Consider the following 11,932-nt stretch of genomic DNA (forward strand, 5'->3'; position numbering starts at 1 on the left):
CGCGCAGTTCACAGGGCCGGCCCCGAGACCATCAGGGCGAGCACGACCGCCCCGATGGAGCTGCACGTGGGGCTCTTGGCCTTGATGCCGATGGCGAGCAGCAGCAGTCCGACGATGCCGGACGGACCGTACTGCCACTGGACGAGCTGCTCGAAGCCGACGACGAAGACGGCGGCGAGGAGGGCGATGACGGGCATGGTGGTTCCTCCTGCGGTGCTGGAGGGCCGGCAGGGGACCGGCCACGATGGGGAGGCAAAACTTCCGCCAACTTGGCCATGTTGGTTACCAACTATGGTTAAGTTGTCCCCACTTGGCGCCTAGTCATAAACAACTTTCAAACAACTGCCCGTAGATGGACGGCAGTTGTAGCGTTTGGTCGTGACTCAGGAGAACGTGGCCGTGAACGACAGCAGAAGGCTCTCGCCGCAGCAGATCGCCGACACCCTCCGGGAGCGCATACGGACCGGTGAGCTCAAGGCGGGTGACCGCCTGCCCACCCAGGCGGAGCTGGCCGACGAGTTCGGTGTGGAACGCGGCACCGTCCGCCAGGCCCTCGGCATGCTCCAGACGGACGGCCTCCTCAGCAACGTCAGCAAGGGCAGCCCGCCGCGCATCGCCGACGTCGCTCCCACCCGGGACGGGCCGCAGCCGACGATGGTGGCGCTGGCGCCCCGGCTCACCGACGCGTTCTCCGTACCTCACGTGCGGATCGACGCGGCCTGTCTGACGGCGGAGACCCTGATGATGGCGATCAGTGAGCCCGTCCGGCAGATCCACGACGGCAGGCTCCGCCCGCAGTCCATCGACGTGCGCATCCTGCTGCCCTCCCGGGACATCACGCTGGCGTTCCCGGTGCCGGTCCCCGGACAGGGCGAGGACGACGACGCCGTCCACAAGCGGTGGCTGGGCCAGCGCAACGCCCAGGGGCAGGTGCTGCGGCACAACCTCCAGTCCCTGCGCTCCTCGCACGGCATCGACGTCCGCGTGACCTTCCGCGCGCTGCCGTTCACCCCGCCGGTGAAGCTGTATCTGCTCAACGAGTCCGAGGCGCTGATCGCGTACTACATGATCGCCAGGCGCGAGGAGACCGTGGAGAGCGAGGTCCTGGACATGTACGACACCATCGGCGCCACATCCCTCCTCTTCTCCTTCGAGAAGCAGGCCGGCCGGCGGGACGCCGCGTTCGTGGAGGAATCGCAGAAGTGGTTCGACGCCCTCTGGGAAACCATCACCACGGACCTGAAACTCTCCTAGTGACTTCTGAAACGGCGCAGGCCGAAGCGACGGCGACACGGACGGCGAAGCTCAGGGATGCGATCACCCGCGCCCGCTTCGTGCTCTTCGACTTCGACGGGCCCGTCTGCCGGCTGTTCGCGGGCCATTCGGCGGAGCGGGTGGCCCAGGATCTGGTCGAGTGGCTCGAACGGCAGGGGATGCGCGGGCTGCTGACCGCGGAGGAGCGGGTACACCCCGATCCGATGGTGGTGCTGCACGCGGTCAACCGGCGGCGCCCGCACAGCGATCTGGTGACCGAGCTGGAGGCGCGGTTCACCCAGCAGGAGCTGAAGGCGGTGGTCTCCGCCTGGCCCACCGCGTACGCCGACCCGGTGATCCGGACCTGGAGCGCCGTCGGCGCCCGCCTCGCGATCACCACGAACAACTCCCCGCAGACCGCCTCGCGTTATCTGACGAGCCGCGGCCTGACCGAGTGCTTCACCCCCAACATCTACGGCCGCACCCATGACCTGCACCACCTCAAGCCCGACCCGCACTGCCTCAACCGGGCTCTGAACGCCCTGGGCGCCGCTCCCTCCACGGCGCTCATGATCGGCGACGCCCCGTCCGACCTCTACGCGGCCCAGCGCGCCGGAGTCCCCTTCCTCGGCTACGCGCGCAACGAGCGCACGGAGAAGCTGCTGCGCGACGCGGGAGCCGAGGACGTGGTGACCTCCCTGGAGACCGTGCTGCGGATTCTGCGCGGTCAGATTTGAAGGGCGGGTGCGATACGTGCGCGTCATCGGGTACTCGTCCGGGGTCGCGCCCGCCGGAACGGCGGCATGGGAGCCGGTGCGCGGCCAACCCGACCGTGTGAACCTCGAAGGGCGGTGGCCGGTGCCGGCGCCAGGAGTCCTGCCTGTTCAGTGCCCGCTTACGGGTGAAGGGGAGGCCATCCGTTCAGGGAAAGGAGTGAGGCGATCGGAAGAAACCTTCTGGCACCATGCGCACTCATGGGGGAGTACCGTGCTCCCCTCCTTCCTCATTGGTTGCGGTCTCACGTGAGAGAACGGTCAATGCCAGCCCGAACGGCTTCCCCGGCGTTGCTGCGAGCCGTCGCGGTGAGTGGCGACGCGGACGCGGTCGAGGGACCGCTCCACGGCTACCACCACGAGACGTACGTCTTTCCCCTGCCGGGTGGGACCGAGGCGGCAGGGCAGGTCCGCTGGAAGTGCCGGGAGCCGCGCCCCGATCTGCTGTGGTTCGACCGGCGGTGCTTCGCCTCCGAGGAGCAGCTCCTGCGGTCCCTCGCAGGGCGGATCGAGGGCATCCCCGAGCTGATCGAAGCCGGTTCCACCCGCCTCCAGCGGTTCGTCGAAGGACACACGCTGGGCCGGTTGTACGGGTCCGGCACCGAGGTCCCCGAGTCACTCGTCCGGCAAGTCATCTCTCTGTTCCGTCAGTTGGCAGCCGTCCGTCCCGGCTCTCTGACCGCCGAGCGCACCTGCGAACCCGCGGACCGCGCGCCCGAGGCGGACAGCTCGGGCTTCCTGGAACGGCTGGTCCTGTTCACGCAGGAGCGGGTGTACCGGCAGAACCGGCCCCGCTTCGCGGGCCTCTTCGGTGACCTCGGGCTCGACGACGACTCCTTCGAGAAGCTCCGCAAGCGGTTGGCGGACCTGACCGGGCGCCCTTTCTGCCTGCTGCACGCCGATCTCCACCGCGAGAACTTCGTGGTCGACGCCGAGAACCGGCTCTGGACGATCGACTGGGAGCTGGCGATGTTCGGCGACCCCCTGTACGACCTGGCCACGCACCTCTACCTGATGCGCTACCCGGCGGACCAGGAGCGGCACGTGGTGCGGCGGTGGCGCGAGGCCGTCGACGGGGTCGCGCCTGGCAGTTCGGCCGGGTACGCGGACGACCTGCCGAAACTGCTCGCCTACAAGCGCGCCCAGTCCGTGTTCACCGACGTCATCCGGACGGCCCTGACGCTGGACCCCGGACCGGTGACCGACCGCGAGCCGCTTGTCCGCGCGGGCCGCAGGATCGAGAAGGTGCTGATCGCCGCGGAGGGACCGCTGGAGATCGAGAGGATGCCAAGCACGGCAGGCATTGCCCTCGCGCTCGAGAAGTGGTGCAGGAACGCCTGAATCGGCGTGGGGAAGCGCACCCGCCCCCTCACACCCCCAGCACCACCTTCCCCACCATCCCCCGTCCCTCCACCGCCGCGTGGGCCTCGGCCGCGCGGTCCAGGGGGAACACCTCGCCGATCACCGGGCGCAGACGGCCCGCTGCCGCCTCCGTCAGGGCGGCCCTGCTGTGGCGGTGCAGGTCGGCGGGGGCGAACTGGACGTCCGTGATGCCGAAGAGGGTGATGGCGCGGCGGCGGGCCTCGGCCGGGTCGACGGGGGAGAAGTCGCCCGACGGTGCCCCGTGGGCGGAGAAGCGTCCGCCGTCCGCCGTCAACGCGAACGCGGCCAGGCCGAGTTCGCCGCCCACTCCGTCGAGGACGAGGTCCGCGGCCTCCGGCCGGCCCCCGGCGCCTCCGCCGAGAGCCGTGCGCGCGGCGTCCGTCCAGTCCGGAAGGGTCACGTCGACGACCGCGTCGGCGCCCAACTCCCGTACCAGCGCGAGCTTCTCGGCACCCCGGGCGACTCCGACCACCCGTGCCCCGCGGGCGTGGGCCAGTTGGACGAGCAAGGTGCCCATGCCTCCGGAGGCGCCGAGGATCAGGACGCGGTCCGTGGCGCCGAGGCCGGTCAGTTCGAGCAGGCCGGCCGCCGTGACGCCGTCGTGGACGAGGGCGGCGGCGGACGAGAGGTCCAGGACGTCCGGCACGACGGCCAGGGCCGTGACCGGTGCCACGGCCCGTTCGGCGTAGCTGCCCTCCACGAACGCCGTCACCCGGCGGCCGAGCCACTCGTCCGGGACCTCGGGGCCGAGCGCGCTCACCACCCCCGAGACCCCGCCGCCCGGTACGTACGGAGGTGCCACCTCGAAGAACTCGCCGCCCCAGCCGGCCCGGATCTGGGTCTCCACGAAGATCGTGTCGGAGTACGCCACATCGATGAGGACCTCACCGGCCTCCGGCACCGGATCCGGGACGTCGACCGTGACGAGCACATCGGGACCGCCGAACTCCTTCACCTGTACTGCTCGCATCAGTCGCTCCTCGGCGTGATCGCGGACGTCGGTGAGGGGGTGCCCCTCGCGATCAGTCTTCGACCTCAAGCCCGGTTGAGGTCAAGCGCCCGGATCGCGGGGTGCGTGCGGGCCTCCGGCGATGCGTACGCTCGGGGCCATGAGCGACACCGGACTGCGTGAACGCAAGAAGCAGCGCATGTACCAGGAGGTCTCCGAGACCGCGATCGGCCTCTTCCTGGAGAAGGGGTTCGACGCCGTGTCCGTCGCCGAGGTCGCGGCCGCCGCCGAGATCTCCAAGCCGACGCTCTTCCGGTACTTCTCCACCAAGGAGGACCTCGTCCTGCACCGCTTCGCCGACCACGAGACGGAGGCGGCGCGGGTGGTCGAGGAGGGCCGGGCGGACGGGCGGTCCGCCATCGACGCCCTGCGCGAGCACTTCCTGGACGGGCTGCGGAGCGAGGACCCCGCCACCGGTCTCAACGCGCACCCCGCAGTGCTCGCCTTCCACCGGCTGCTCTACGGGACACCCGCGCTGGTGGCGCGCCTCGGCGGCTACCTGGAGCGGTCCGAGGCCTCGCTCGCCGCCGTGCTCGCCGAACCCCTGGGCGGCGGGCTCGAAGCGCGGCTCGCCGCCGGGCAGATCACCGCCGTACGCCGGATTCTCGCCCTGGAGAACTGGCGGCGGATCGCGGACGGCGAGCCGGTGGACGCGGTGCGCCCGGACGCCGTGACCGCCGCGGAGCGGAGTTTCGGACGGCTGGCGGCGGCACTTCCGGAACTCGCCTGAGGAGAGCGGGGCGCCCCCACCGGGTCGCGGAGCGTCCACCAGGCATGTCTCGGTAAAAAATGTTACTCGGTTACGTTATTCGGTTACGCTGGATGGAATGACGCCACCCGACTCCGCCCCCGGGCGTGCCCACGACGCCCCGCTCGCCCGCTCCCTCGACCGTGAGCGCGCCTTCCACGACTCCTGTCGCGCCGCCCTCGCCGCGATGGTCGACGGAGCCGAGGAACAGGTCGTCACCGGCGAGGACGTCTCCGCCTCCGGCGCGGACGCCGAGGTGCTCGGGTACGTGCTGCGCCGCCAGGCGAAGGCGTTGCGGGAACTGCCCGAGGGTCCGCTGTTCTTCGGAAGGCTGGACTTCGAGGACGCGGACACCGAGGCCGGCGACCACGCCGGGCAGAGCTACCACATCGGGCGGCTCCGGATCAGCGAACGGCCCGCCACCCCGCCCCTCGTCGTCGACTGGCGCGCCCCCGTCTCGCGGGCCTTCTACCAGGCGAGCACCCGCGACCCGCAGGGCGTCGCCGTCCGCCGCCGCTTCGGCTGGGCCCCGGGCAGCCGCGGCGACTCCGCCGACCTCACCGGCCTGGAGGACGAGCCCATCGGAGCGGGGCGGCCGGACGGCCGAGGAGACGGCGCCGACGAGGGCGTGCTCGGCGGCAGCCGCATCCTCGCCGGGGAGATCGAGCGCCCCCGCGTCGGCCCCATGCGGGACATCGCCGCCACCATCCAGCCCGAACAGGACGAGCTGGTACGCGGTGATCTCGCGTCCTCCGTCTGCGTGCAGGGCGCCCCGGGCACCGGCAAGACGGCCGTCGGCCTGCACCGGGCCGCGTACCTCCTCTACACGCATCCCCAGCGCATCCGCCGTGGCGGGCTGCTGATCCTCGGCCCCAACCGCACGTTCCTGTCGTACATCGCGGAGGTGCTGCCCGCCCTCGGCGAGACCGGTGTGCGGCAGTCGACGATCGGGGAGGAGATCGCGGACCGCCCCGTGACCGGCGAGGACGAGCCGCGCACCGCGGTCGTCAAGCACGACGCCCGGATGGCCGAGGTGCTGCGCAGGGCGCTGTACGGCCACGTCGGCGTACCGGCCGACTCCCTCGCCGTGCCGGACGGTACGTACCGCTGGCGGGTCCCGGTCGGGGTGCTGCGGCGCATCGTGGACGGCGTGCGCGCCGAGGAACCGCCGTACGCCGTCGGGCGGGAGCGGGTGCGCACCCGGGTCGTGCACCATGTGCGGGCCCAGGCCGAACTGCGGGCCGGGCCGCAGTCGAGCGCCTGGGCGCAGCGGATCTCGCGGGCCCGGCCCGTCAGCGCGTACGTCGACGCGGTGTGGCCCAGGGTGCGCCCCGAGGAACTGCTCGCCCGGCTGCTCACCGACGCGGACGTGCTGGAGCGGGCCGCCGGCGGTGTTCTCGACGCCGAGGAGCGGAAGGCGCTGCTGTGGGTGAAGCCACCGCGCTCGTGGAAGTCCGCGCGGTGGTCCGCCGCCGATCTCGTCCTCCTCGACGAGATCGCCGGGCTCGTCGAACACCCCCAGGGATACGGCCACTTGGTCGTCGACGAGGCGCAGGACCTGTCGCCGATGGAGTGCCGGGCGATCGCCCGGCGGGCCTCCTTCGGATCGCTGACCGTGCTCGGCGACCTCGCGCAGGGCACCACTCCCTGGGCCGCGCGGGACTGGGGCGAACTCCTCGGCCACCTCGGCAAACCGGATGCCGTCGTCGTGCCGCTGACGGTCGGCTTCCGGGTCCCCCAGGCCGTCGTCCGGCTCGCCAACCAGGTGCTGGAACAGCTCGGTGTGGACGTACCGCCCGCCCGATCCCTGCGCAGGGACGGAGAGTTGAGGATCCTGCCGGCCCCCGACCTGCTGACCGGGACCGTCGAGGCCGTGCGCGGCGCGCTCGCGCACGAGGGATCGATCGGTGTGATCGCCGCCGACCCGGACGTCGTCGGCGTGCGGGAGGCGCTCGGCGCGGCGGGGATCGGTGCGGCCGGTCCCGACGAACCCGGCGCCCGGATCGCGGTGGTGCCCGCTAGCCTCACCAAGGGACTGGAGTACGACCATGTCGTGGCCGTGGAACCGGCCGCGATCGCCGAGGCGGAGGAGCGCGGACCGCACCGGCTCTACGTCGTGCTGACCCGGGCGGTCTCGCGGCTCGACGTGGTGCACACCCGTCCACTGCCCTGGTGACGCCGATCGCGGCGCCGGACGCCGTGCTGCTCCGGCCGTCTCACCAGGGCAACGGCCGTCCGTCGCGGAAGAAGCCGCCGGTGGGGCCGTCGTCGGGGAGAGTGGCCGCCCAGAGGACGCTCGCGGCTCCCTCCTCGACGGGACGGCCGCCCGCACCGCCCATGTCGGTGGCGACCCAGCCCGGGCAGACCGCGTTCACCAGGATCCCGTCGGAACGCAGTTCGGCCGCGAACATCCTGGTCAGGGCATTCAGCGCCACCTTCGACGCCGAGTAGGCGGGGGTCCCGCCGCCCATGCTGGTGAGGGACGCCGCCTCGCTGGAGACGTTCACGACGCGCGGGTGCGCGCTCGCGCGCAACTGCGGGAGCAGCGCCCGGGTCAGCCGCCAGGGCCCGTACAGATTGGTCTCGGCCGCCTCGCGCACGACGTCCAGGTCGGCGCTCGTCGCGCGCTGCCAGGTGTCGTACGTGATCGCCGCGTTGTTGATCAGCACGTCGAGGGCGCCGATCTCCCGGGCCGCCGCCGTGACGTCCTCGTCGGAGGTGACGTCGAGGCGGAGCGGGCGGACGTCCCGTCCGCCGACGGCCTCGGCGGCGTCGGCGGCCGCCTTGGCGGACCGGGCCGTCAGGTAGACGGTGTGGCCCTCGGCGCTCAGCCGGCGGGCGAGCTCGCGGCCGATTCCGCGGTTCGCTCCGGTGACGAGCGCGATCACGAGGGCGCTCCGGCGCTGTCCAGGAGTGGGATCAACTGCTCTTCCTCATAGGTCAGATGGGCTTCGAGTTCGCCGGTGAGGCGGTCCACCTCGGAGCGTACGCGGGCCGGGTCCGTCTGCCCGGGAGCGACGGCGCCGCGCAGTTCCTCCAGCAGTTCGGCGATCCGCGCGTGTTCGCGGCGCAGTCGCTCCAGGAGGGGTGCGGTCCCGGGCCCGCGGCCGGCGAGGAGGGGGAAGATGCCGAGGTCCTCGCCGGTGTGGTGGTTGTGCAGGCCCTGGCAGAGGGTCAGGCAGTTGACGCGGAGCTGGGCGCCGACGGTCGCCGTGCCTTGGTCCGCCACCTCCCGCCGGATCAGGGCGAGTTCATGCCGGAAGGCGTCGTGGACGGCCTTCAGATACGCGCCCAGGGAGCGGCCGCCGAGGTCGGGCGGCCCGTCCTTGGGGAGCGCGCGCAGGGCGACGACGGGGATGACGCGGTCCGTTTTCGCCTGGTAGTCCGCCCAGCCCGGATCGGCCTGCACCGCGCGGGCGAAGACCTGGTCCCGCTCGGCGCGTCCGAGGACGGTGGCCTGCGCCTCGTAGGTGAACACCCCGTCCTCGACGGTCACCCGCGGGTTCGCGAGGAGGTTGCGGAACCAGTCCGGGTCGCGGGGCGCGCCCCCGGCCGACCCGATGACGAGCACCCGCTCGCCGCCGTCGTGGTAGTAGCCGAGGGGAGTCGTGTGCGGGGTCCCGGTCCGTGCCCCGAGGGTCGTCAGCAGAATCAGCCGAGCCCCCTCGAAAGGACCGTCGACGCGCCCGCCTCGGGCCCGGAATTCATCGATGACCTGCTGGTTGAAAGGGTTGGGCATTCTCGGCTTTCTTTTGGTTTCGGGCAGGGCGAATTACCGCGGACGGAATGGGTTCCGGCCGTCCGCGGTGGCGACGGTGAGAAGGGCCCGCGTGCGGGATCGCGTATTCGCGCGAGGGGCGCAGGGGGCACGCGTACGCGCTTCCGGACAGGTACGGGACCGCCAGGAAGGCGGGCAGCCCTGTCGGGCACGGCGTCGTACGAGATCAGAGGCTCGGCGCGGCGCGCGTCTCACGCGGGGCGCGGCGGAAGCCACTGGGGAAAGGGGAAATGCGGGAGGCGGGCCTCTGGCCCGCGCCGGCCTCACTCGGAGGCCGGGCACCCAACTCGCTCACGGCACAAGGCCGACCCGGCAGTCATGGGCGCAACCGTATTGCCTCCGCACGCGAAAAGGCAATACCCGTTTCCATCCCCTTTTCCGGCGGTGGTGTTCGATCCGTCGGAAAAGGGGAGAGCGGTGGCGCGGTGGACGTACGGGGAATTCAGCCGTCGAGCGCGGCGACCTCGACGCGGCGCAGGTCGTCCGGTTCCGCGACGACCCTGATCTCGGTGATGAGTCCGTCCTCCGTGATGGCGAAGCCGAGGACCAGGCCGAGCCGGCCGAAGGGAGCCATCACGAGCCCGACCGTGCCGTCGAGGAGGGCGGGTCCGGTGAAGCGGGCCCGGCCCGTGGCGGCCATCGCGCCCTTCGCGACCGCGGCGGCCCCGCTGACGAGGACCGGTTCGGGGGTCGGGACGACGGAGCGGTCGGCGTGCAGGACGACGTCGGGGTGCAGCAGGGCGACCAGTGCCTCGAAGTCGCCGCCGCGGGTGGCGGCCAGGAACGCCTCGACGACACCGCGCCGCCGGGCCAGCTCACCCTCCGGCAGCGGTGAAGCGCCCTTCACCCGGCGGCGGGCCCGGCTCGCGAGCTGCCGTACGGCGGCCGGGGAACGGTCGAGGAGCGGGGCGATCTCGTCGAACGGCACGGCGAACAGGTCGTGCAGCACGAACGCGAGCCGTTCGGGCGGGGCGAGGGTGTCGAGGACGACCAGCAGGGCCACCCCGACGGAGTCGGCCAGCACCGCCTCCTCCTCGGGGTCGGCACCGGTCCCGGGGGCGGTGGGCCGGTCGGCGACCCGTACGTCGAAGGGCTCCTCGTGGCGTCGTTCCCGCGCGCGCAGCATGTTGAGGCACACCCGCGCCACGATCGTCGTCAGCCAGCCGGCGAGGTTCTCCACGGCGCCGGTGTCGGCGCGGGAGGCCCGCAGCCATGCCTCCTGGACGGCGTCGTCCGCCTCGCTCAGGGAGCCCAGCATCCGGTGGGCGACCGCCCGCAGACGCGGCCGCTGCTCCTCGAAAAGGTCGGCCGACCACGCGATCTCGCTCACCGTGTCACATTCCCTTCGTCCCGGGTGTCAGGGCAATGGAACACCGGAACCCGCTGACGGGGCCCGGGTTTTCGGACCCCGGCCCCCACACCCTGGGAGCAGACATGACGACCGACCCGGCGAACCCGACCGGCCTGCCCACCCCGGCCGCCGCCTCCGACAAGGCCCCCACCACCCCGTCGACGATCCTCGTCACCGGCGGCACCGGCACCCTCGGGAGCCTGGTCGTCCCGCTCCTGCGGGAGGCCGGACACCGGGTGCGCGTGCTGAGCCGGCACCGCCGCGAGACCGTCGACGGCGTCGCGTACGTGGCCGTCGATCTTCTCCAGGCCGAGGGCGAGGACATCGAGGCCGCGTTGGACGGCGTCGGCACGGTCCTGCACCTCGCGGGCGGACCCAAGGGCGACGACCTCGCGACCCGCAATCTGGTCCGCGCCGCGCAGGCCGCGGACGTACGGCACTTCGTGTACGTCTCCGTCATCGGTGCCGACCGTGTTCCGCTCGCCTGGCTGCGGTCCAAGCGGGAGGCCGAGCGCGCGGTCGCCGGATCGGGGCTGCCGTGGACGACGCTGCGGGCGGCGCAGTTCAACGAACTGACCCTGAAAATGGTCGCCGGGATGGCCAGACTGCCGGTGTTCCCGGCGCCGGGCGGGCTGCGGCTCCAGCCGGTGGACGCCCGCGACGTGGCGGCCCGCCTCACGGAACTCACCCTCGGCAGCCCGTCCGGCCTGGTCCCCGACCTCGCGGGACCAAGGGTCTACGCGCTCGCCGAACTCGCCGACGGCTACGCCCTGGCCCGCGGCAGGCGCCGCCGCCCGCTGCTGCCGGTCCGCATCCCGGGCAAGGCGGGACGCGCCTACCGTGCGGGCGACAACCTCACGCTCGCCGGCGCCGACACCGGCAGGCGGACCTGGGAGGACTTCCTGGCCGAGCAGCTGGGCTAGCGGTGCGGGCGGGCGAGGGCGTGCACCCCCGGGGGTGCGCCGGCCGAGGGCTGGCCGGGGCCCGGCGCCCGGGGCCGGAAAACCCGCTGGACAGCGCCACACGGCTCTTTATGATCGCCGCATGATCGACGGCAGACTGGTACGGCTGCGGGCGCTGAGCGCCGAGGACCTCGACGCTCACTTCCGGTGGCGCAACGACCCGGAGGTCGTCCACTGGGCCACCGGCGACAACCCCTATTTCGGACCCGTCAGCCGGGAAGCCATGGCCACCTTCCACGAGGCCCGGCTGCGGGACAACCCGAGCAGCGAGCTGACGTTCACCGTGGAGGACCTGGCCGACGGCCGGGCGATCGGCATGGCCGACTACCGCGACCTGGACCCGTTCGCCGGGCGGGCGACGGTGGGCATCACGATCGGGGAGCGCGATCGCTGGGGCGGCGGCTACGGCTCGGAGGCGCTGAGTCTCCTGGTGGGCCACCTCTTCGGGGCCTGCCGTCTGCACCGCGTCGAGCTGGACACCTGGAGCGGCAACGAACGCGCCATGCGCGCTTTCCGCCGGGCCGGCTTCGTCGAGGAGGGGCGCCGCCGGTCGAGCGTCCGGGTGGGGGACGCCTGGTACGACAGCGTCGAGTTCGGCCTCCTGCGCGAGGAGTGGGCCGCCGGCCGCTGAGAAGCCCGTACGGTCGCAGCCGCGCCGACCAGCGGTACCCCCG

General features: G+C 72.4%; 12 protein-coding genes. 7 read left to right on the forward strand and 5 right to left on the reverse strand.

Annotated elements, in window-relative coordinates:
- Nucleotides 1-8 precede the first annotated feature (8 nt).
- A complete protein-coding gene (locus ACIRQH_RS13275) occupies nt 9-197 on the reverse strand; it encodes a hypothetical protein (RefSeq protein WP_358821970.1) in 189 nt (62 codons plus the stop codon).
- A gap of 175 nt (nt 198-372) precedes the next feature.
- On the opposite strand from ACIRQH_RS13275, the gene ACIRQH_RS13280 reads away from it, so the two are divergent.
- From ACIRQH_RS13280 to ACIRQH_RS13290, 3 genes are all read left to right on the forward strand, one after another.
- Nucleotides 373-1,254, forward strand: coding sequence for a winged helix-turn-helix domain-containing protein (locus ACIRQH_RS13280; RefSeq protein WP_388930550.1), 882 nt, complete (start codon nt 373-375; stop codon nt 1,252-1,254).
- Nucleotides 1,254-1,991 (forward strand): HAD family hydrolase, encoded by a 738-nt coding sequence (locus tag ACIRQH_RS13285; RefSeq protein WP_388875019.1) that lies wholly within the window; start codon nt 1,254-1,256, stop codon nt 1,989-1,991. Before ACIRQH_RS13280 ends, ACIRQH_RS13285 begins: the two co-directional genes overlap by 1 nt.
- A 300-nt stretch (nt 1,992-2,291) precedes the next feature.
- On the forward strand, nt 2,292-3,368 hold the full coding sequence (locus ACIRQH_RS13290) for a phosphotransferase (protein WP_404225786.1): 1,077 nt from the start codon (nt 2,292-2,294) through the stop codon (nt 3,366-3,368).
- Between the two features lie 28 nt (nt 3,369-3,396).
- Here the strand turns inward: ACIRQH_RS13290 and ACIRQH_RS13295 are convergent, their stop codons facing one another.
- A complete protein-coding gene (locus tag ACIRQH_RS13295; protein ID WP_388875014.1) occupies nt 3,397-4,380 on the reverse strand; it encodes a zinc-binding dehydrogenase in 984 nt (327 codons plus the stop codon).
- A 139-nt stretch (nt 4,381-4,519) separates the two neighbouring features.
- Between ACIRQH_RS13295 and ACIRQH_RS13300 the strand changes: the two genes are divergently transcribed.
- Together ACIRQH_RS13300 and ACIRQH_RS13305 are read left to right on the forward strand one after the other, a co-directional pair.
- Nucleotides 4,520-5,149, forward strand: coding sequence for a TetR family transcriptional regulator (locus ACIRQH_RS13300; RefSeq protein WP_358821975.1), 630 nt, complete (start codon nt 4,520-4,522; stop codon nt 5,147-5,149).
- 97 nt (nt 5,150-5,246) lie between these two features.
- A complete protein-coding gene (locus ACIRQH_RS13305; protein ID WP_404225788.1) occupies nt 5,247-7,343 on the forward strand; it encodes a HelD family protein in 2,097 nt (698 codons plus the stop codon).
- A gap of 40 nt (nt 7,344-7,383) precedes the next feature.
- Here the strand turns inward: ACIRQH_RS13305 and ACIRQH_RS13310 are convergent, their stop codons facing one another.
- From ACIRQH_RS13310 to ACIRQH_RS13320, 3 genes are all read right to left on the reverse strand, one after another.
- Complete coding sequence (locus ACIRQH_RS13310) at nt 7,384-8,055, reverse strand: SDR family NAD(P)-dependent oxidoreductase (RefSeq protein ID WP_358821977.1); 672 nt, start codon at nt 8,053-8,055, stop codon at nt 7,384-7,386.
- The gene (locus ACIRQH_RS13315; protein ID WP_404225791.1) at nt 8,052-8,906 is read right to left on the reverse strand and encodes a nitroreductase/quinone reductase family protein; all 855 of its coding nucleotides are present in this window, start codon (nt 8,904-8,906) and stop codon (nt 8,052-8,054) included. The genes ACIRQH_RS13310 and ACIRQH_RS13315 overlap by 4 nt, the downstream gene beginning before the upstream one ends.
- A gap of 481 nt (nt 8,907-9,387) precedes the next feature.
- A complete protein-coding gene (locus ACIRQH_RS13320; protein ID WP_404225793.1) occupies nt 9,388-10,275 on the reverse strand; it encodes a sigma-70 family RNA polymerase sigma factor in 888 nt (295 codons plus the stop codon).
- A 104-nt stretch (nt 10,276-10,379) separates the two neighbouring features.
- Here ACIRQH_RS13320 and ACIRQH_RS13325 point away from each other — a divergent pair, with 104 nt between their 5' ends.
- Nucleotides 10,380-11,219: an NAD(P)H-binding protein gene (locus ACIRQH_RS13325; RefSeq protein ID WP_358821980.1), complete on the forward strand. Its 840-nt coding sequence runs from the start codon at nt 10,380-10,382 to the stop codon at nt 11,217-11,219.
- Between the two features lie 121 nt (nt 11,220-11,340).
- Nucleotides 11,341-11,889 (forward strand): GNAT family N-acetyltransferase, encoded by a 549-nt coding sequence (locus ACIRQH_RS13330; protein WP_404225795.1) that lies wholly within the window; start codon nt 11,341-11,343, stop codon nt 11,887-11,889.
- Nucleotides 11,890-11,932 lie beyond the last annotated feature (43 nt).

The sequence above is a fragment of the Streptomyces sp. NPDC102279 genome (assembly GCF_044766365.1).
Classification (GTDB): Bacteria; Actinomycetota; Actinomycetes; order Streptomycetales; family Streptomycetaceae; genus Streptomyces.

Bases quoted from the DNA above. Each gene is read 5' to 3' on its own strand.
- ACIRQH_RS13275 (WP_358821970.1), bottom strand. From the start codon at position 197: ATGCCCGTCATCGCCCTCCTCGCCGCCGTCTTCGTCGTCGGCTTCGAG.
- ACIRQH_RS13290 (WP_404225786.1), top strand. From the start codon at position 2,292: ATGCCAGCCCGAACGGCTTCCCCGGCGTTGCTGCGAGCCGTCGCGGTG.
- ACIRQH_RS13295 (WP_388875014.1), bottom strand. From the start codon at position 4,380: ATGCGAGCAGTACAGGTGAAGGAGTTCGGCGGTCCCGATGTGCTCGTC.
- ACIRQH_RS13300 (WP_358821975.1), top strand. From the start codon at position 4,520: ATGAGCGACACCGGACTGCGTGAACGCAAGAAGCAGCGCATGTACCAG.
- ACIRQH_RS13305 (WP_404225788.1), top strand. From the start codon at position 5,247: ATGACGCCACCCGACTCCGCCCCCGGGCGTGCCCACGACGCCCCGCTC.
- ACIRQH_RS13315 (WP_404225791.1), bottom strand. From the start codon at position 8,906: ATGCCCAACCCTTTCAACCAGCAGGTCATCGATGAATTCCGGGCCCGA.
- ACIRQH_RS13325 (WP_358821980.1), top strand. From the start codon at position 10,380: ATGACGACCGACCCGGCGAACCCGACCGGCCTGCCCACCCCGGCCGCC.
- ACIRQH_RS13330 (WP_404225795.1), top strand. From the start codon at position 11,341: ATGATCGACGGCAGACTGGTACGGCTGCGGGCGCTGAGCGCCGAGGAC.